The organism is Azospira sp. I09 (assembly GCF_009177135.1).
GTDB classification, from domain to species: Bacteria; Pseudomonadota; Gammaproteobacteria; order Burkholderiales; family Rhodocyclaceae; genus Azospira; species Azospira oryzae.
In genome coordinates this window covers 97,296-116,814 of sequence record NZ_AP021845.1, presented here as the reverse complement: position 1 = coordinate 116,814, position 19,519 = coordinate 97,296, and the positions used below count along the sequence as shown (strand labels likewise).

Genomic DNA, 19,519 nt, shown 5'->3' with positions numbered 1-19,519 from the left:
TCCTGATGGGCAGAGTGTAGGCTTATGCCAACAGCGTTTCTCGGATTTCTCGGATCTGCTTCAGGGGCCAAATTGCGCTCATGCCGCCATTCCGAACAGGTCACGGGTGACGGAATTGCGCCGGCGAGTACGAAAATGACGAACCCGTTGCATAACAAGGGGATTTTCCTGCAAAAATGACAGGAAAGCATAGCGAGTGATCAGGTGGCGCAACACCAAGCGCCCATTTTTGGTGCGCGGAATTGCTGGCATCTTCAGCTTTCCCTGCTGCACCAGGCGCCGCCACGACACATCCGGAGCCCAGTCACGATGCAAGTCCGCAAGGGACATGCGCTGCTGTGCAATTTGCTGACGCTTTGCTTCCCGCCGCGCCTTGATTTCGTTCCTCTGTTTGGCCAGCACTTCCTCCTGGCTGGGAATGATGGGGACCGGCGCCTCCACCGACATGGCCAGCGCCCGCGCATGCTCATACTGATAGCCCGCCAAGCCCAGGCGTTCGCGCCATGCAGTCCGGCGAAGGATTTCGTCGATCTTCCCTTCCTGTCCCTTGGCGACAGAGAGAAAGCCGTAGCTGACGTAGTTGCGGTACTCGACGCCGGCGACGTGATGGCCCTCCATCAGGAGTGGCCGTGCATTGGGGCCATGCCAGTCATCCACCACGCGGTCCAGCTCGAAGAGCATGAACATGGCCGCGCCTTCGGCGTCGATCGAGAACATCTCGCTGTTGGCCACGTCCATGATGGTCCGCTGGTGTCCTTTGGAGACAATCTCCCGGTGACCGATGCAGCCTTCTCCACCGAAGGCGTCGATCATCACGTCACGTAAACCGGTATACATCCATGCGTGGCCCTCGTCCCATCCTCGGCCGCAATGGATAAAACGAGCGGGGGGAATCGCTACCTTCGGCGCTTCCGGTACGTCCGGTACCGGGTAGCGGGCACCGCGCTCGATGTCCCGATAGATCTTCAAGCCCGAGTAGGGGAGGGCGAAACCCTGCAAAGACCAGTGAGCCGAGATCGCCAGAAGAGCCTCCATGGACACGATCTGGAACCGCGGGGCGATACCGAGGCCGGCGGCCGCCTCGCGCTCCTCGATGTCGATGGTCAGGGCGTAGCGAAGCAACTCCTGCAGCATCGCCGGGCTGTAGCCATCAACGGCAAATCGGATGTACCCGTTTTCGTCGATCGTCCGGCCGACCCAAGTGCGGCGGGAGAGGTCGTGGAAGGTGTTGGCCAAGAAGCGCCGGAAGGCCGCCAGGGGGCGCATAAAGGCGTTGTGGGGCTCCTGAACCATCTGGTCCATGCTGCGATCGTTCTTGACGGCAAGGCACGTGTAGCAACCCGTGCGGCTACCGCAAGCCGAGGCGGTACGGTTGCCATCCGAGCCGGCGATCACACATTCCCCGCTTGCTTCCCGGTAGATCTCGATGACGCGCTTGAAGTCGGAGTAGGTCTCTTCCAGGCCGTTGCTGCACATGCCCAGGTAGGTGAACACTTCGTCATACGACCACTCGATGATGGGCGCGATGGCAACGTTGCCATCGGCATTGGTCTGGACAAGCTGTTCTGCTGATTCTGCTCTCTTCGCCAGATTCCCGGCGCGAACAGCACTTTCCGCTCGGCCAACGCCCTCTAGGGGAGGGGCAAAAAGTGTTACTCCCGCGCCGTTACTGGCTTTGCAGTGAGTAACACTTTGGATGGTCAAAATCAGGCTTTTGTGATGTTTTGGATGGGGTGATTTGCTGGTTTGTTACTGCCCGCGCCCAAGTCGTTCGGCCAATTTGTTACGGTCATCGAGCAACTGGTCGTACATCGAATACACCTGCTGTACATGTGACAGCATGGACTTGAACGCTTCCTCCGCCTGTCCGCTGTTTTCGGTTTTCACCTTCTCTTGCAGAGCCTTGTTCTTGGCCAGCAGGGTAGAGATCAAGGCTTCGTCGCTCTCAGTTTTCTGACGCGCCTTCTGACCGGATTTCAGTTCCTTGATCTTCTCTTTGAGGTCAGGGTAGCGGTTGTAGATGAGGGAGTGCGATACGCCACATTTCTCTGCGACAGCGCTGATACTGATGCTTTCCCCTGCATCCAGCATCTGTTTGATGGCTTGCTCGATTTGTTCGCGGGTGTCCATTAGCTTGCCCTCTGGTTGTCTTGAGTCGGCGGCAATAGCCTGCCAATGATCTTGTTGGCGGCAAACAGGTTGTCTTCGAGAACCTGCCTGAAGGCTGCGAACTGACCTTGGGCGGTATCGGGCATTGCCGCGATCCGATCCAGCTTTGTCTCGCAGTTGGCCTTGATGGTCTTCCAGTACGGAAGGTGCTTTGGTGTGGCGAAGTAGGTGTCGCAGTACAAACAATGCGAGGGATCAGCCGCATTCTTGATCTTGCAGGACGGCCCCTTGGTGCAATACCCGTGGGGAAGCCCTCGAATCGACTCGCTGTGCCGAGTTGCAAAGGCAACGACATCCTTTGCGCTATGGAAGTGGGCTTGATGCTCTGCGCCATAGACAACTTCATCCTGGCCACCATTCAGCCCCTTGAGTAGCTTGACCAGGCGCTCACCGCCGCCACCGGCCACCTGGCCCTCAACCGAAGATTGAACAATGTCGTCGATGGACTTTTGATTTACGAACGTCTCGAAGAACTCAATGCACTCCTTCAGTTCGCTCAGCGATTTGTAGCCGCGTTCCCCATAGACAAGGGTCATGGCCCTATTGAGGTGCTTGAACTGGTACTTGATGTCATCGATATCGCCAAGGCGATTGGCGATGATGAACCATGCAAAGGTATGACGGAACTGATGTGGCGATAGATTGAAGCAAATGCCCTCTTCGTAGGGAACGCCCCGGCTGCCACTGTTTGCCGACACCGATTGGTAGTTGCACTCCATGCGCTCCAACTGGGCAATGTCAGCGCGGGTGACAGGGATTCGGTATTTCCGGAGAGAGAGCATCACGTTGTAGTCGCTCCCGGTGCCTGTCCAAATGAATGCCGTTGTTGAGGCAGTCATACGGATGCCGAACAATCGGCGATCCGACAGGCCAAGCTCTAATTCATGGTGCTGTTCCGGTGTGAGACGGTCGCTCAGATGCTCAAGAAAGAACCGGGCACGCTCGTAGAACAATTCGTTGATCCGACTCAGAAGCGAAATGGCTTCATAGGTCAATTCGTTTGCTACCCAGTCCAGCTCGATAGTGTTGTCATCCGTTTTGGACAGAATGCTCTTGACGAAGAATAGTTGCTCGCCGTTCTCCTTCCGCTTTCCAGCGCTGCCGGTCTCAAGCGCAAAAGCCTCGTTGTCTCGCATGCCGGTAAAGGCGAGCACCAGCATATAGACATGTCGAGGAAGATCCTTGAAGTAGCGCTGGATCAATTTACTGAGCCGGGCGTGCGCTACCCTTTGCCGCGACGGGATGACCGTGCGGACTTCTTTTACTGGACTGCCTGGGATGGCTGTATTTGTCAGTCGCATCAGGGCTTCAAGCTCTTGAAGCTGGGCACCGGCTTCCTTGATATAGGCGTCTGCCTCTGCGATCAGGGATTTCATTACGCCTGTGGGGATGATTGGATGGCGCAGGCGTGCTTCTGCCTCGTGCTTGTCGATAGCACCAAGGGTCAGATCGTCCAACAGGTCACGATAATCGCTTCTGATGACCAGCCCATAGTCTGCAACATGCTTCAGGGCGTCACGGAATGTCTTGTAACCGGAGGAACATTCTTGGGCACTCAAACCGCCGTGATCCTCACCGGCAAGCATAAAACCCAGCATCAACGTCCGAAGCCGCAGTAGCTCCATCGTCTCGAAGTCACGGAACGATCTAACCCCGCGCTTGATGAGATATCCGGCAAACCGGTTGAGCGTTCTGACTCGCTGGGAGACAGAGTTCCACTTGTAAGTTGTGCCACCTTCTTGCAAACCGAGGTGCAGTAAGGCGAGCATGATGGACTTGATTTCGAAGTCGAACATCGTGCTGCCGGAGTTGATCACAACAGCCTTGTTGATGTTTTGCGGCCTGAATTCAGTATCGCCAAACCGAACAGTAGCTTGAAGGGAGCGGCGGTCTCGATAAGCCCAGACAACCATTGACGATAACTTGGCGACTGCTTGCCCATCTAGCGCGAGCAGCTTCACCCGCCCATCAACGCGAGCAATCCGGTCTAGGAGTTCGGACAGGTCTGATACGTTCATTCAGCGCCTGATTTTCCGCCACGGCGGAAAGACAGCTTCATGGAAGGGTGCTGGTTGGTCAGCAACAAGAAGAGTTCCCACGTTGCCAAAGGGATCGCCCTGGCATTCACGTTTTCAGTGTCAGTAGTCTCGTATCCAGACCAAGTTCGATATGGCTTCGTCTTGGCCGTAGAAACCAATTCAGCAGCCTGCGCCTGGGTCAGCCCAGCGTGTTCCCGAGCAATCCGAACTTCGGTCGGCGTAGGCTGGGTAATACGTTCGGAAATGACTTTCATCAATCAGAAATTGCCATCGACGAACTTGATCTTGCCCATACCGGAGACATCGGTATCGCGCTGCGGCGGATTGCCTGCGATCTTGATCTTGCCGACGCCCGACACGCGGGCCACAACGGATTCTGTAGCGGTCGCCTTGATGTTGCCTGCCCCTGATACGCGCAAGCGGCCATGGGTGGCAGAAAGCAGGTAGGCAGCAATATCACCAGCGCCGGACACATCCGCTTCCAGGCGATTGACCTTGCCGGTGACTTCGATGGTGCCCGCGCCCGAAACATCGAGACTCAGTTCGTCCTGGTCGATGTCCCGATAGGTGACATTCCCTGCGCCCGAGATACGCAGACTGGCCACGTTGGGCAACGTTACTTCAACACGGAAGCCGAGCGGGCCAGTGCGTTGTTCCATGCTGCCACCATTGCCGATCACCTTGCCAAAGTTGCGCCCGATGTGGATTGATCCACCTTCGAAGTAATCTCGACCGGCAATTTGTGTGTTGCCATTGCCCGAGATGATTTGCGTTACCCTTCCACCGTTGTTGATGATCATCATCGGTTCGTTGTCGACCGTCAGGCAGTCACAGGAAACCGTCGTCAGAATCTTGGGAAGATCGTTGGCGTCGTTGGAGAAGACTTCCATCTTCGGTTCAGAGCCTTGTCGAACCACAATATCCACGGCCCCGCTCAGTCTGATCTTGCGAATATTGGCCGTGATGGAGCGACTTTCGCTGCCCGGTGCGGATGCCTTCGGCGGTTCCTTGCCGACCAGGGCATCAATGCCATCACAAATCGCTGTAGCAAGGCGATCAGGCGGCAATTGATGTCTAGCCACCCCGACGTGCTGAGCAATCCGCTGGAGCGCTGCATGATAGTCGTTGATGCGTTGTTCTAGTTCTGCGGTTTTCCTGCCTGCTCCGAACATACGTCTGATCCTTAGTTTTCGTTGATTTGGGCGCCGCAGAACAACTTCTGCATGTGCTGCATCGCAGCCTCGGCCTGTTGCTCGCTGGCTAGGCCAGTCACCTGAACGGTTACACCCCAACTGCCGTCTTCATATTTGACGGGCTGCATCGAGAACGTCGGGACTGGGGCCTGAGTAGGAAGCTTGCTCATCACTTGGCCAGCTTGTCGAACTGACCGGACATGCCAGAGCCAGACGGAGCAATAATGCACTCGTTGAAGCTCGGGCCAACGTCGAAGATCATGGGCACGGCACCCGGCGTCTGGCTTAGCAGGGAGTCGGCAAGAACGGACATCCCTTGGCCGGGATAGACGAAGCGCTTGGTTTGCGTCTCACCCTGCTCATCCTCGTACAAGGCATTGACCTCGCCAATCTCCCGCAGCAACGCTTCCACGCCTTCGTGATTTTCCCGCCGGGCAACCCGTACTGCACTTTCCCAGATGTCGACACCCGTGCCGGAGTCGATGCCGCTGAACGAGATGCAGGTTTCAGCTTCTTCCTTCTGTTGCTCAAGCCAGGCTTTCGTATTGCAGGCCGGGCAAGGCAAAGAGTGGTCGTTCGGATCGAATCCGTCACAGTCGGCATTCCAGCAGTAGCCGTCTCCCCGGCATTCAATGGTTCCATGTTGGAAATTACACATGCAGCCCCTCCGTTTATTTAGGCAAGAAAGCCCGCTCGACTGCCATCGCAAGATCGGCCAGTGAGGGTTCGTTGTACCAGGCATCGACAAGCGTCTTGATACTCACCGGATTGCACTTAGCGGCTTCCAGCCCCTTCTGTTTCGCTAGATCGTAAGGTTCAACGGCAAGATAACTGACCCCAGCGCCTCGCATCAGCATTTCCATACAGGCATCTGGTTCATCGATAAAGGCCGCAACCGGATTCAGCGTCACAGCGCCTTCTGGGAAAGGCGCTAGCTCAACAAACTGGATAATCTTTGCCGGTTTGCCCGTTTCGGCTGCGGACTGCTCTGCAATGCGAGTAACCGCGTCCAGTACGCCAGACTGCGGTGCGCCGGTCACATAAATAGGCCGCCCATCAGCAACCCTCTGCTTCAGGACATCTTCCATGTCAATTTCTGGGCGGCCATCGAGGTGTGCCGTGTGGGCACGCGCCTTGTTCGCCGGGCTTGCCCAGATGGAGTTCCAGCCCATAGCGTAAGCGGTCTCCGCCTCGGAGTTGCAGAGTTCATCCATTACAGCAAGCGGATGCGGAGAATTTTCCAAGGCATTCAGCGCAACATTCTTCCCTGCTTCAAAGGCTTCTTCTTGGCTAAGGTCGCGGCCATTCGATGAAGTGGAGAACGAGAAGGCAGGGAGTTTGTTTTCCGCCCCGTGTGTGTGCTTCACCACTTCCTTCAAATCGGCCAATATCATTCGGCCAATAGTTTCGGCTGATGGTTGAATTTCGTTGCCCAACGGATAACTGCCTTCATCCGGATACTCGGCGAAATAGGCAATGTGGGCGTAATGCGTGGGCTTGCCGTCATCGTCCAGTACACCACTCTCAGGGCACGGAATGATGGTGATTTCTGTTTCCAGTTCATCCTCATCCGGCAAGCAGTCTTCCTTCAGTACCAGCCCTGCACATTCCGCCAGGTCTTTGATTTCCGCAACAGTCAGCGTAAGCATCAGTCTCTTCCTTCCCGTTTAATATAACGTCAGTATATACGCAATGCGTTTATTTATCAATGCTCGCCGCATGTGGAATTCTGAGGCAGTATTGGGCGGATGCCCTGCGGCCCTGGTTTTCCAAGAATGTCGCCCTCCATAGCATCTACTAGCCGCGCAGCATGGTTGTAGCCGATCTGAAGATGTCGTTGCACCAGCGAAATGGACGCTCGGCGATGCTCAAGCACAACAGCTTTTGCCCGGTCGTAATAGGGGTCTACACGGGTGCCCTTAATGTCCGGTGCTACGTCGATGCCAGACACGGACTTGATCACGTTATCCGTTGCCTTGATGGATTTCTCAATGGCAACGTCACGTTCGGCTACGTACCGGCATTGCTGGTCATGGTGCCGCCGAAAGGCGTTGAACTTCCGCAGAAAACCAGTAGGGGTAAGCCCATTCTTGACCGGCTCTACGGTCTGGCAGTGCTCGCAGAATAGCTCGACGACACTTTCCTTGGCGCGTACCAGCATGAATTACTGGCCTCCGCCGTCATTGGGCGTCCCTTCCAGCATATCTTCCATTGCATCGAAGTCGAATTCCCAATCCTGCCGGATACCTTCAAGCGTGTCGTCGCCAATGGAAACATGGTCACCACACGTCAAAAGGTAGCGGCTCCCGAACTTGCCGGTTGGGTCTTCGGTAATCACAGGCATGCCGCCGCAGTTCTGGCAAGGCTTGAATCCTTCCGGGAGCGCCACGGGCTGAGCGACTTTAGCCCGTTCGGCCATCCGATATTCACCTCCTGACTTGTTCAGGAATTCCCATGCCAAGGGGAAGCGGACGCGGAAGGACGCCAGCGCATTCAGGCAGGCCCAAGCCTCATCCGATTCGCCGTTCAGGAATTGTTCCTTGTCGATCCCGATGGTGCTGAACTGCTCCCCGCTTGGCAGGAATACCGTCATGCCGTCATTGTCGAAAACGGCATTCTCCTGCTTGGCTTGGAAGAGCACGAGAATCTGGTCACCGATACGGGCTGCATCACGCCCGCTGGGGTTGAAACCGTTGACGGGCGAGTTGGGAACCTCACGGTCACCCCACCAGTAATCGCCGTCATCGCGGACGCGCACCAAGGGCATGGCCATGCCTGGCTTGAACGGTTCGCCCTCGTGCCGGACGGATTCCCACCAGTCGCAGAGAAGCTTCATGGCTGGATGCTGTTCCATACCTCCGGGCACCCCGGCAATCGTCTTGGCAAACTTGCTTTTCTTGCCAAACGCCACTTTCTCCGCATGATCGATTGCCCGCAGAAACAGTTCCGCAGGCATCTCAACAGGGCCATTGGCCCGGTGCGCCTCGATGTCGTGGGTGAGAATGGCTGTTTGCCGCACTTCATGAAGCTGCTCTTCCTGGAAGGCGTCGATGCTCCAAGCGTGTTCCAGCGGAATGCCCGTAATGTCCACCTGCTCTTCCAGGAAGTAGCCCGCCAGTTCGCCTTGGAGTTCCCCGTCCGTGTAGATCAGATCGCAATCCTTGATGATCTGACGCCGCTCCCGATCAATCTGGTCTTCCTCTTCGAATCCCAGCACGGAAACGGGGGTAATACGCATGGCCGGGCCTTCACGCTCCGGCCAGCAGGAGCCATCCATGGAATAGGTAATCCCTTTGCCGGGGTGAAGCTTGATATGGATGAGATGGCGAACCTCCCAGTCATCCTTGGGATAGACACGCCACATGGCGGCGCTTTCGATGTGCCACTGAAATTCGATGTCGAACTCAGTTACGTCCGCAGGGATTGGCACAATCCAGCCATTGCGGATCAACTTCGAGCCACCAACGAAATAGCGCCGATTTGGATACGGCTGCCGAATCTCGATCCCGCCTTCCGGCATCACATCAATCGGGAGACTGGAGGTCACCGTCAGGATGATTTCCTCGCACATCAGCCCATCATCAAAGCGCTTGTTCGGGCGTCCAAGGATTTCGGCGGGAACCCACAGCTTCGGCAGAATATGCAGGATCGGACGATCTGCGTCAGCGCCACTGAGCGGATTACCGCTGGCATCAACCATCTGGGTCTGGCCGTTGGGAAGCTTTTGGAGTGCGTATTTCATTGTTTCTCGCCTTCTATATCGTCAATTTTTCTTCCGCAACAAGGCCGATAAATCGTCAATGGTGCGCCGCATCTGTTTCGCCTGTTGCTCCAGTCCGTTCTTTTTCTGAACGACAGCGCCGAAGGCTTCCCGACCACCATCGATTTCTGCCAGTAGCCATCGGACATCATCCCGAGAGAGCGTAATCGAGTTGTCGCCCACCTGGCGCAGTCGAGCAAGCACCTGATCGACTTCGGGGATGGTTTGATGTTTATCAGCCATTGCTGGAACCTTATGGTGCTCTGAGGGGGTTTGACGCACCGAGCTTGCGGATCAGCGTAATCGCCGCATTTCGCACTTCGACAATCCGGGGATCGTCAGCGTGGCGCGTGGCATGGGTCATCCGGCCCAGCATGGCACCAAGATTGTCGGCACGCTTCTCGAATTCATCGCGCTGGCGCTCGTACATGGTCAGCATGCCCATATACGAAGGTGTTTCCATCCAATCCGCAGAGCCATTGGCCATGATGTTGAAAAGCTGCGTTTGAGTCGGCTCCGGAAGCGTCCTGGCCAAGTCACCAAGGCGCTCGAAACGAGCGGCATACCATTGTTGGCAATGCTCCAACCGAGATGCCAACTTGGACATCTGGTCTTGCATGCCAGCGATACAGGCTTGCTTGAGTTCAACTTCATCAGCCAGCGCCTCGATGTCGTCAAACAGTGCTACCGGGCCATGCCAGTGCGCGTTGGGATCGGGAATCTGCTGATTGGATGTGCGAATCCAGCCTGCAACGTCATCTTCCGTGTGCCAGATATAGCCCCAGCGGCCATAACGGTGAGCGCCAAACGCGACCGGAGGCCAGCGGGTCTGCGAACCACTGAGCGGTTTGCGGGCATTCCAGACAGCGGCAGCAGCCTCCGGGCTGTCGTGATAGCTACTGCTTTGCTTCACTTTGCAATCCAGGCACATGCACTGGTAGCCTGATTTTCGACCGGATCGGCCATGGTGACAGCCAATACGTGTTGAACCACAGAAGGGGCAAGGCAGAAAATTGATCATGCTGGTTGGATGCTTTCAACGATGTTGCTGGGCACCTCAAAAAACCCTTGCTTCCCGGTGAAGGGAATCGGTGATGCTAGCGGATCGTGTTCAACAAAATGCCACGCGAAACGGCCTGGCCCGAAATTGCCGAAATATCCCGGTTCGGCCAGTTTCTCTGTTGGCAAAAAGCCTGCGAGAACTGCCGTGCCCAGCAGGCAACCACGAGGCATTTCCTTCAGATGACCAAACCCCATCTGCTTCAAGGCTTCCCGATACGCTTCCCACGCAGGATCGAACGGGCCTCCATCGGCTCTGGCGCAGAGATATTCCATCATCTCTTCGAGATCGTCCGTCGCCTTCCCGGCGTGAATCCAGATACGCTGGCCGATCAGATTGGCCCACGGTTTCCAGGAACGAGTCTCATAGGGCTTATGCAGGCCGGACATCAGCAAGGATGCGTGCGGCTGCCAAATGGAGAGCGCTTTCATCGTCCCTCTCCAAGTAGGGCTTCCATCATTTCAAGCGTCCGGGTCTTGGAGCCGCGAAACTTCAGCGTCGCACCGTGCCCTTCATCCGTTACTGACGGCGACTGAAGGGGGATTACAAAGGCGAGGAAAGTTGTTCCCTTCCCGTCTGCTGGGCGGCTTTCCAGCGCATCCACAAGGCTCCGATTGCCGATACCCAAGGGAACGGCAGCGCCGCCGATTCGGGCGTGCTCTTCGTCTTCGTAACGGCCCCATGATTTACCACACTCGCAGGTACGCTGCTCGAAACGCAATTTGAGCACGTCCTGGCAGTGCGGGCAGAAGAGCAACTTCATCCTGCCGATTGCTCCATAATGACGAAGGATTTGACATCGACTCGGAGCGGCACCTCTTCAACTGACCACCCGGCACCATTGGTTCCCAATTCAAGCTGTTTGTCGTGCTCGACCATCAATTCCTCTATCTTCTCGCGGTCTGGGTAATCAAGGCCGGTCGTACAGCCTTCAGCCACCTGATCCGCAGCTTCCTGTAATTTCGCTTCCAGAAAGCTGACATGGGCTTCGGCTGCTTCCTTGGTTGGCCACGAGGCCAAAGTCCAGGTCGTGTCTTCCTTGTAGCCGTACCGCGTACCCGTGACGACGAAAATCGATGCAGGCATCGCGGCTTTGCGCTGTTTTTCTACCGACAGAACGTGGTCGACACCCCAGCGAATCTTCTCGGCAAAGACAACTCCATCCACGGTCGGTGCGTTGTAGCCTCCAACGCCAAGGTAGATAGCCAATGTCCGCAAGGCGTCTTCACAGCTATCCAAGCGATGACGCACGGAAACCTCAAGGGGGTTACGAACCGGTGCCGCTACAGCATCCTCAACAGACGCGCATTCATGCCATAGCGCATGCTTGCGAAAAACACGGCTCAAGCTTTCGCATTCACCTACGAGAAAAACGGGCGTGCCTGCCATCAGGGCCGCGCCCGCCTCAAGAAGCGCTCCCTTCAGGATTTCGCCTGGCTGGCAAAACAGCACGAGGCGTTCGGACTGGGCGATTTCATTCAGGCAGCGCTCAGACAGTTCCGCGTAGTCTGCTGTCTGGCCTTCTCCGGCCTCATCAATCCAGGAAGATGCCGTCGTAACGCCAGAAGCCCGCAGTGCTTGCCAGCGATGGGCATGAATAACCTTGGATGCAAAATAGATGCCGCCACGTACCAGCGAACGACCATCGCGGGATGCAATACGCAAGACAGCCTCTGCTTTGGATAGGTCGAACTCGTTATTCGTCCTAACCCCCGACTCCATGTCGATCCAGAAAGGAAGATCGCGCCATGCAGTTGCAGCTTCACGGATGCGGGGCAACTCTTCGTCCAAAACATCCGGCCCCAAACCACCAGCGTAACCACAAAAGAGCGGAACCGAGCCGACAGTAGACATCGGAGGCCAGAACTCGGGCCGCTGCCCGGTGCCCTTCGATGCATCGTAAAGAAGGGCGATGCGGGACAGGCTTTCCGGAGCAGCATCGGCAATGAACTTCTGAATGACGCGCCACGACCCATCGTGATGCTGAAGAATCAAGTGCAGACCGGCGTCAAGCAGCTTGCGATAGATTGCCAGCACCTCTTCTTCAGTAAAGTCCGGGCGGCGGGCATTGATGTTCAACTGGATACGGCTGTAGCGCGACAGTTCGTCAATTCTTGCCTGGGCGGTGTCCGGAGCCAGAAGCTCACGAAAAATCTGTGTGCCGCACAAATGCGCCGCCGTATGAGGCAAGTCAAGGGAAAGGAACTTTTCCCGCCACTGGCGAGAAGGGTTGCGAGGGGTGCCTTCCTTCTCCGGAAACACAAGAATTGCCCACTCAGCGAGCGGATATCGTCCAGAGAGCGCCGCCAAGGTTTCCGGCGAAACAAGATCATCGGCACCGGTCAGGGATACGAGTTCGAGGCTCAATTCATTGCTCCTTGGTTGTACTGGGCTGTTGGCCCAAGGCAAGCTCCCAGCCCGCCTCACCCCACGACATTTGGCAATACTGGCAGTAGCGCATCCGCCCGGAAGCCGTAGCTTTCCATTGACTAACTCCACGCTTCTCGCAGCATGGACACATTTGCCGTTTCGGCTTTTTTGCCCCGAATCCTTGTCCTGCGCGAACGCCCATGATCAAGATTCCTCCGAAAATTCGTCTGGCACGTCAACCATGATGCAGCACCCGGAATATTGACCAAGCCGCGAGGCCACGAAGCATCGCCATGCTGCCACCAAGGGGGATGGGCCAAAGGTCTCAAATCTGACCCGCTTTCCAGCATGCTCTACATACTCTGGTAGGTGCGCCCCGTAGTCATTACCTGAGCATTTGAACGGGAAAATATCGTGCTTCGACAAGAACGGCCCGGACAAACCCCAATCGCTTTGCGGATAAAAACCATCGACAGGGTTTCCGGTGTCTTCGTCCAAGGAAGGCAGATAGCAGCCATCAGGCCTGTCAATGAACCACCAGGCGGGGAACTCCTTCTCGGGCCATATTGCTTTTGCTATCAGGTAACTCAGCGCTTTACCTTGAACGTCGTTAATCTCAATTTGCATGTTCGCCTCTTCAAATACCGCACTTGACGGTACGAACGATCTTCGTGCCCTCGAAGTAGTAGAAATACACATCGCCGTAACAGCCGTGCTTGTCGATCAAGCGACTCACAATGGAACCCCTTTTGATTCCCCAGCCTTGGTAGACGCCCTTCACCGGGCCGCTTTCGTTCTCGCCGACGTAGTGAACCTCGCGCCGAAGTTCGAATCGACGGTATTGGGTTGCCTTCTCGTAGCCGCGCAACCAGTCCGTATAGCGAGCATGATTTTGCGGTTCAAGAAAATGATCCGGAGGATGGCGCTCATAAAGTCGATTTCCAATCCGTTTCTTGCCCTGCAATCCGGTTTCCCAGCCAAGAGCAATGTCGGTATTCCAGCGGCCAACTTCACGCTGGATAACTTCGACGGAGGTATGTTTAGCGTCCATGGGAATCCTTAATGCAAGGCCGCAGCAATGCGGCTCAAAACGTCCGGCTCGATGATTTGCGCTTCATCGGCCAACAGCCCTTCAACGGTCGGATATAGGAACGCCTGGAAGCGCAGGCAAGATGCCAGCCATTCGTGCTCTTTCTCGGTGGCGACCCGATAGCAGACGCAACGCTCCGGCGTCCATCCACGATGTTTCAGGATTCGCTCCGGCCAATCACCAAAGGCCACCACGATCCCGGCATTGCGCCCAGCAGAAATGCGGTAGTAGCGAACCATCTGAATCACGACTGAGCCGCCTTTGCCTTTTCGACACGCTCTGCGCAGCGCATGCCCATTGCAAACCCGAGCCACATCGTATCGGTATCAGGGTCTGCGTAATGACTGAAGCTGTCATTGATCGTAATCGCACCCAGCGGGGTGTTGGCAGCAAAGGCAGGCGTTCCCTTGATCATGCCCTCGAAATGGGCACGCATGGTTTCGACCGAAATACAACCCGGATAGTCTTTGACGTTGAGCATTGGAACTCCTTGCAATATGGGTTAAGTATAAACGCATTGCGTTTATTTTGCAAGGTGCCAATAGCATACTATTGCTGCCTATTGCATCGGTGCATCTGCAAGAGCAAACGACCAGTCCGGGTGCATTCCGCGATTCCTAAGCAGCTCCTCACCTTGCTCGGTCACTCCCGGTGAAATCTTGCTCAGGCGCTCAAGCATTTCCGAAACACGGTTTCGAAGAATTTCGATATGGAACTGCTGGTCGTCGGTTTCATCACCCTCCAGGGTGGAGGACTCCATGCTGCTCAACAGGTATTCCCTGTAACTGAGTAGCTTCCAGGCATGCTCAGGATCAGCGACAAGCCGGAAGTATTTGCACCAGACGCAACTCAGGAAATCCGCGCAGACCCGTGACGCGACTCCTTTTTCGGCGTGCAATTTCTTGTGATCCTTGTTGTAGCGATCAATCTCTGCTTCATTGCCACTGGAGGCGCATTCCCCAACCGGGGTGTGCTGCATGTCCAGGGATGGTTCTGTAATGATGACAATTTCCTTGGCAATCTCCTTGCCGGTGAAATATTTGCCCATTACGTCCACCGCCTTGCCAAGCGTGTAGCGCGACTGATTCTCATCGATCCTGTAGTAGTGGGATTCGAAGGTCTCAAAATTGTGTTTAGCAGCCGCCTCGTAGGCTTGCAAATCCTTCTGGACTTCCCGATACAGATGATTCACGCCGCCTTTACGAATCTTCTTGGTGTCAAAGGTAAGCGAGCTTCCCCGGCGCTCAAGGTAATAGGTCAGCGTCTTGGCGGCATTGGCTCCAAGCCTTTCAACGCCAAGACCTTCCCTGTCCACAAGGAAAACGTAAGTCCGGAACGGATTGTCCAAGGGCAGAGACTCCCGTAACGAGGTTGTCAGGGTGTCTCGAACCATCATTAGATCGGCGACAGCGCTCTTCATGGCAGCGGCATTCGTTTCTGGATCGGAAAACGTGTACCCATCAGTCCGATATCCTGCGCGTGCTTTTTGCAACACTACGGTCACCGTACCGTTGGGGTTGAGAGCCGAAGGCGCTCGCACGATGTCGTCACACTCAATACCAAGCGTAGGAGCAAGGTTCCAACCGGTTTTCAGAAGGATTCGCCCCAGCAGCAAAACAGCTTTGAAATCATCCGGAGTCTCAGCATCCAGCAGGCCGCACTCGATGTGATAGGCAATCTCCCGGCATTGCTCGGCACTGTAGTAGTCGTCGGTGTTCAACCTTTTGAGATGCTTTGCCGTCTTGGTCTGCGTGATCGGGAAAGCTTCAACGACATGGAAACCAAACTTATCCAGGAACCATGTGACGCTGGATTTGTAGGTATAGGCCGTGGATGTCGTCAGCACACCTGTCTTTGCGGTGTTTTGCAGGAATAGCCACAATGCCTTTTGCAACTTATGGCCGGGCAGATCAAAAGCCTTCATCCCGTGAGTTGCCAGCAGCACAAGATGCTCGGCAGAGAGTGATTCCTTGGCAAGCATCATCACCGCCTTGAATTGCGTGAACTGATGATAGACGGTTGTGCTGTTGTACGACTTCTGGTCAATTGATTGCTTTTGTTCATACAGGAAAGCGGCCATGTCGTCGTAGAGTTTGACCGAAATCTCACGAATTGGGCCGTAATCGCAGTAGGTAGGGCGAGCAGAAAACTCGTTATCGAACGTCAATCGATAGGGAAGGGAAATTTCCGTCCATCTTGGAACTTCTAGGAACAGTTGCTCAATCAAATCCTTGATAGAGGTGAAGGTTCGCGCCTCGACGCGGGTTTCTCCACTCAGCCATCGAAGCAATCGCAGGTCGTTGGCGATGAAGACACAAACACCTTGTTTCTTTAGAGCAACCGCATCCTGATCAGAAAGATATGGGTAGCAATCGTGGATGGCCCGCTGAACCGCTGTCAGCTTATCCTTGAAGGATTGAGGCTTGCGCCCCTTCAAGGGGGTTGCTGAGAGCAAATTACCGAATCGTTTCAGGTCGCCGAACAGCGTTGGTGAGAGATTGTAGGTCTCCGTCAGATCAGCAGTATGCCCATGCACCAAAACCAATTTTCGACCCCACCGCACGGGGTCATGCTGTTCCAGCACAGCCTCCAAGGCGGTAGGCGACTGCCAAGTTCTGACTTCCTCCATAACCTTGTCGAGCAAGGCTGATTCCTTTTCGAAGGCATCCAACCCATGAGCCTTTAGCGCAGCCACAGCGGCTACATTTCTGACCAAGAGTGCGAGAATTGCGTAGGAATGATGCTTCACCGCCATCGCGGTCGACGGCAATTCTTCCTTGGCGTCCAAGGACAGAATCAACTGCTTGAAATACAGCAGGAAGGAAGGCGAAACCCGATATAGGTCACCCACGTCGGAGGTGCCAAAGCGCAATCTCAGAATGCTTGGCGGGAGCAACCCAGGTTCATTCTTGTGAATGGAATACAAGAAATTGAAGGTGCGGGCAGTTGAATTCCCCCGCTGGGGTTTCGGGCCAGGCAGGGTCAGTGACTTGCCTTCAAGGTCTGCCCACACCGCTTCTATACTCAGCGCCGCCAACCCGTCCCGAGCCAATGCTGAAAGGTGTTCCGGCTCCAATGCCGCTGCCACCTCCGGCAACGCTGGCAAGAATCGTGACAGGAAGGTTCTTACCGTGGCGGGCTTCACTTGCCACCGATCCGGATCAGCCCGGTATGTTTCAATGGCTCGTGCCACATCGCTTGCAAAACGAGGGGAAATATCAACGACGCGTTGAAGGTTGATCGTGCCGCCATGCTTGCCACGATGGCTGGTGTCCAGATTTTCAACCTTCATGCTGACACTCCCTGCGCATGCGTCTTGGCTTCGGCAGACAGTGTTGGATTCAGGTCGCTGAAAATGCGATTCACCCAGTCCTCCATCTGGCTTTCAAAAGTGACTGAGCGGGCAAAGTTGATGTATTTCAGGGTGGATGAGAAGTTCTCGTGCCCCATCAACGCCATGAGCTTGTACTGAATGAATCCGAGCGGCAAATGCTTCTCCAGCATGAAGCGGGCAAGGCTCGTGGCAAATGTCGCCCGAAGATCGTGAAAGCCTCGCTCAAACGACTGGCCAACCATGAGTTGTTCTTCGACAACCTTGGATGCCGCATTGGTAATTGATTTGCTCTTGATACCACCGCCCGAACGGTTGAGGAATAGTGGGCGGCGCTTTCCTGACCCCTTGAGCAAATCCCACTTGGCAGCCCGCCTCAGTCGTTCCGGTGAATTTTTGAACTCCCAGAGGGATTTCATCAAAAAACGAGGGATCAGGATTTTTCGTTCCTTGTTGAATTTCCCAAGGATGGTCGCCTCGAATACTGTCTTGTCAGTCAAGACGGGATCGACCACGATATCTTCAGGGAAACCAGCTACCTCCATAGCGCGTAGCCCACAGGCCAAGCCAAGCTCACCCCAGAGCTTCCTGTTCTCAAGCTGCATGTATTTGCTATCGAAGAACACCCGAAGTTCCGCAGCGGTGTATGGCGTCAGGGCTTCCCCGAGGGCGTCGTTTTTCGACTTGTACTTCTTCGGAATCGTCAGGTCGCTGGTCTGGATCATTAGCGCCTTTTCATCCTGGAACGTGCTGAACAGAAGATCGAAATCCCCATCCTTCCGGGGCTTCTTGATCGCAATACGAGAGTAGGTGAATGGGATGCGCTCAATCCGGCGTGTCTTCAATGCCCACTCGTAAAACTGCCGGATATGGCTGAGGTACAAATTGGCCGTGTCCCGCGAGATGTCCTCCCGCTTCACCCGCTCGATCAACACCTTTCGATACCGGTAAGGGGGAAGCCATTCCTTTGCCTTTTCGCTATCGGCGACGGCATAGACTTCACGCCAGTCCGTATTGGTCTCGGCCAGCCAAGCGAGGAAGCCACGCAATGAGTTTGCAATACCACCGAGCGTATCAACAGTGACGCCGCCTCGAACGTTGCGCTTGCCGCCCTTCTTCGGGGGCAAAAACTTGCCACGATAGCGATGCTCCATGAACAAGTTCATCTCAAGGCCATCGATAATTCTGGCTGGGCAAAACAAGAGGGGAAAGCCTTCCACCACATGATCGCGGTGAAAATGGATGTCACGAATCTCGGCCACTTCGTTTTTCATGGCGATCTCGGACTGTCCATCGAAATAGGGCAAGTCGCCGAGATTGATCGAGACACGGACAACCTGAACCAAAGACGAAGGGAGAACCTGTGGAACGGAATCCATCAGACTGCCCCTCCCGTGCCATCCTCAGAGGCATCGAGGCAAACTTTCACAGCCTGCACAAACCCGAGGCCAGTGATGTGGCGAACGAAATCAACAGCACCTCCGCCGCCACGGTTTGGGGTGCCATCCGGCAGCAGCTCGTTGACAAACTTCTCACCGGTCAATATGAAGCGAAAATCGAGGCCCTGGTAGCCGACTTGGACTCGAATGCTTTTCCGGCCAGGATCGAGGGGTTCATATTCACGATCAACCTTGTGGTACGCGCCAATGAAGTCCAGCACCTTCGAGAAACGCACGCGCCTGGCTTGGTTGATCTGGTCGGTATTCCACGGCCCCATGAAAAGCACTCCTGAACAGCACTACTGGATTTGGATATAGAACAAGGCAATAGCCCCGATCCAGTGTAACACTTTCAGATTGTGTTACAAAAGGACGTTAGTTTATAAATACCGTAGATGGCACTACTCGGCGCACACCTGTCACTGAGACGACGAATTGGCCCGCCGCCAGGTTGTTCCGACCCAACAGGCGTTTGCGGAGCCGTGATAGCGGTTCCGTCTTCCAGGAGGTCGTGCAATCTCTCTTGTGCCCAGCCATGGACGGCAGGGCACGGCCGCCGAGGATGGACACGGCGAATTCGTTGGCGAGGCTCGGAGTAGCAACATGGGCGCTGCCCGGCAAACCAAACCGCTCGATCCACGCCTGAACCTTCACCAGTTCGGTGCGGGCCAGTTGCGCAATTAGGGGGTTCTCGACTTTGGTATCGCAAGTGAGGACCACGAACGGCTGAACAGGCAATCCATCACGAACAAGCTCTGCAGCGGCAGCCATCGCCAGCCCGAGAACCGTTCCACTATCCTTCCCGAAACTCGTGCTATAGGCCGTTCGATAGTTGCCCATCAGCCATTTCAGGATGGCCTTGGCCTTGGCGATCTTCTCCTCGATTTCGCCCTCGGGCATCGCACGCAGTGCCACCGGGGCTTCCGCGATAATGACCGGAGAGAACCCGTCGACGGCCTGGTGGCCAATCAAATGGGTGTGGAATTCGGGAAAGAGGACTGCTTGCTCCGGCATGACTGATCTCCTGGGGGACTGAGACCAGTTTGCCTATCTGGGCAGGGTGTTTCT

At 55.5% G+C, this 19,519-nt stretch carries 23 protein-coding genes; all 23 read right to left on the bottom strand.

Features of this window, described 5'->3' with window-relative positions:
* Positions 1-78: 78 nt before the first annotated feature.
* The 23 genes from AZSP09_RS18275 to AZSP09_RS18165 all read right to left on the bottom strand — a co-directional run bounded on the left by AZSP09_RS18275 (position 79) and on the right by AZSP09_RS18165 (position 19,465).
* A complete protein-coding gene (locus tag AZSP09_RS18275; RefSeq protein WP_152091046.1) occupies positions 79-1,704 on the bottom strand; it encodes a hypothetical protein in 1,626 nt (541 codons plus the stop codon).
* A 45-nt stretch (positions 1,705-1,749) separates the two neighbouring features.
* Complete coding sequence (locus tag AZSP09_RS18270) at positions 1,750-2,130, bottom strand: TetR/AcrR family transcriptional regulator (protein ID WP_152091045.1); 381 nt, start codon at positions 2,128-2,130, stop codon at positions 1,750-1,752.
* The gene (locus AZSP09_RS18265; protein WP_152091044.1) at positions 2,130-4,187 is read right to left on the bottom strand and encodes a site-specific integrase; all 2,058 of its coding nucleotides are present in this window, start codon (positions 4,185-4,187) and stop codon (positions 2,130-2,132) included. The genes AZSP09_RS18270 and AZSP09_RS18265 overlap by 1 nt, the downstream gene beginning before the upstream one ends.
* The gene (locus AZSP09_RS18260) at positions 4,184-4,462 is read right to left on the bottom strand and encodes a helix-turn-helix domain-containing protein (RefSeq protein ID WP_232058924.1); all 279 of its coding nucleotides are present in this window, start codon (positions 4,460-4,462) and stop codon (positions 4,184-4,186) included. Before AZSP09_RS18260 ends, AZSP09_RS18265 begins: the two co-directional genes overlap by 4 nt.
* A 3-nt stretch (positions 4,463-4,465) precedes the next feature.
* Positions 4,466-5,380 (bottom strand): GIN domain-containing protein, encoded by a 915-nt coding sequence (locus tag AZSP09_RS18255; protein ID WP_152091042.1) that lies wholly within the window; start codon positions 5,378-5,380, stop codon positions 4,466-4,468.
* A gap of 11 nt (positions 5,381-5,391) precedes the next feature.
* Positions 5,392-5,571 (bottom strand): hypothetical protein, encoded by a 180-nt coding sequence (locus tag AZSP09_RS18250; protein WP_152091041.1) that lies wholly within the window; start codon positions 5,569-5,571, stop codon positions 5,392-5,394.
* Positions 5,571-6,059 carry a hypothetical protein gene (locus AZSP09_RS20180; RefSeq protein ID WP_197739103.1) on the bottom strand — a complete coding sequence of 163 codons (489 nt, stop codon included), beginning with the start codon at positions 6,057-6,059 and terminating at the stop codon, positions 5,571-5,573. The genes AZSP09_RS18250 and AZSP09_RS20180 overlap by 1 nt, the downstream gene beginning before the upstream one ends.
* Before the next feature lie 13 nt (positions 6,060-6,072).
* Positions 6,073-7,050 (bottom strand): hypothetical protein, encoded by a 978-nt coding sequence (locus AZSP09_RS18240; protein ID WP_152091040.1) that lies wholly within the window; start codon positions 7,048-7,050, stop codon positions 6,073-6,075.
* Between the two features lie 56 nt (positions 7,051-7,106).
* On the bottom strand, positions 7,107-7,562 hold the full coding sequence (locus AZSP09_RS20780; RefSeq protein WP_152091039.1) for a DNA translocase FtsK: 456 nt from the start codon (positions 7,560-7,562) through the stop codon (positions 7,107-7,109).
* 3 nt (positions 7,563-7,565) lie between these two features.
* On the bottom strand, positions 7,566-9,143 hold the full coding sequence (locus AZSP09_RS18230; RefSeq protein WP_152091038.1) for a hypothetical protein: 1,578 nt from the start codon (positions 9,141-9,143) through the stop codon (positions 7,566-7,568).
* A 21-nt stretch (positions 9,144-9,164) separates the two neighbouring features.
* Positions 9,165-9,404 (bottom strand): hypothetical protein, encoded by a 240-nt coding sequence (locus AZSP09_RS18225; protein WP_152091037.1) that lies wholly within the window; start codon positions 9,402-9,404, stop codon positions 9,165-9,167.
* 10 nt (positions 9,405-9,414) lie between these two features.
* The gene (locus tag AZSP09_RS18220; protein ID WP_152091036.1) at positions 9,415-10,182 is read right to left on the bottom strand and encodes a Lar family restriction alleviation protein; all 768 of its coding nucleotides are present in this window, start codon (positions 10,180-10,182) and stop codon (positions 9,415-9,417) included.
* Complete coding sequence (locus AZSP09_RS18215) at positions 10,179-10,652, bottom strand: hypothetical protein (protein WP_152091035.1); 474 nt, start codon at positions 10,650-10,652, stop codon at positions 10,179-10,181. The genes AZSP09_RS18220 and AZSP09_RS18215 overlap by 4 nt, the downstream gene beginning before the upstream one ends.
* Positions 10,649-10,984, bottom strand: a complete 336-nt coding sequence (locus tag AZSP09_RS18210; protein WP_152091034.1) for a hypothetical protein — start codon at positions 10,982-10,984, stop codon at positions 10,649-10,651. The genes AZSP09_RS18215 and AZSP09_RS18210 overlap by 4 nt, the downstream gene beginning before the upstream one ends.
* A complete protein-coding gene (locus tag AZSP09_RS18205; protein ID WP_152091033.1) occupies positions 10,981-12,588 on the bottom strand; it encodes a hypothetical protein in 1,608 nt (535 codons plus the stop codon). Before AZSP09_RS18205 ends, AZSP09_RS18210 begins: the two co-directional genes overlap by 4 nt.
* A gap of 207 nt (positions 12,589-12,795) precedes the next feature.
* Positions 12,796-13,218 carry a phage protein NinX family protein gene (locus tag AZSP09_RS18200; protein ID WP_172974830.1) on the bottom strand — a complete coding sequence of 141 codons (423 nt, stop codon included), beginning with the start codon at positions 13,216-13,218 and terminating at the stop codon, positions 12,796-12,798.
* Positions 13,219-13,228: 10 nt separating this feature from the next.
* Positions 13,229-13,642 carry a hypothetical protein gene (locus AZSP09_RS18195; protein ID WP_152091031.1) on the bottom strand — a complete coding sequence of 138 codons (414 nt, stop codon included), beginning with the start codon at positions 13,640-13,642 and terminating at the stop codon, positions 13,229-13,231.
* A gap of 8 nt (positions 13,643-13,650) precedes the next feature.
* Positions 13,651-13,929, bottom strand: a complete 279-nt coding sequence (locus AZSP09_RS18190; RefSeq protein ID WP_152091030.1) for a hypothetical protein — start codon at positions 13,927-13,929, stop codon at positions 13,651-13,653.
* Positions 13,926-14,162: a hypothetical protein gene (locus tag AZSP09_RS18185; RefSeq protein ID WP_152091029.1), complete on the bottom strand. Its 237-nt coding sequence runs from the start codon at positions 14,160-14,162 to the stop codon at positions 13,926-13,928. The genes AZSP09_RS18190 and AZSP09_RS18185 overlap by 4 nt, the downstream gene beginning before the upstream one ends.
* A 78-nt stretch (positions 14,163-14,240) precedes the next feature.
* Complete coding sequence (locus AZSP09_RS18180; RefSeq protein WP_152091028.1) at positions 14,241-16,973, bottom strand: hypothetical protein; 2,733 nt, start codon at positions 16,971-16,973, stop codon at positions 14,241-14,243.
* Positions 16,970-18,391: a site-specific integrase gene (locus tag AZSP09_RS18175; protein WP_152091027.1), complete on the bottom strand. Its 1,422-nt coding sequence runs from the start codon at positions 18,389-18,391 to the stop codon at positions 16,970-16,972. The genes AZSP09_RS18180 and AZSP09_RS18175 overlap by 4 nt, the downstream gene beginning before the upstream one ends.
* On the bottom strand, positions 18,391-18,729 hold the full coding sequence (locus tag AZSP09_RS18170) for a hypothetical protein (RefSeq protein WP_152091026.1): 339 nt from the start codon (positions 18,727-18,729) through the stop codon (positions 18,391-18,393). The genes AZSP09_RS18175 and AZSP09_RS18170 overlap by 1 nt, the downstream gene beginning before the upstream one ends.
* 97 nt (positions 18,730-18,826) lie before the next feature.
* A complete protein-coding gene (locus tag AZSP09_RS18165; RefSeq protein ID WP_152091025.1) occupies positions 18,827-19,465 on the bottom strand; it encodes a hypothetical protein in 639 nt (212 codons plus the stop codon).
* Positions 19,466-19,519: the final 54 nt, after the last annotated feature.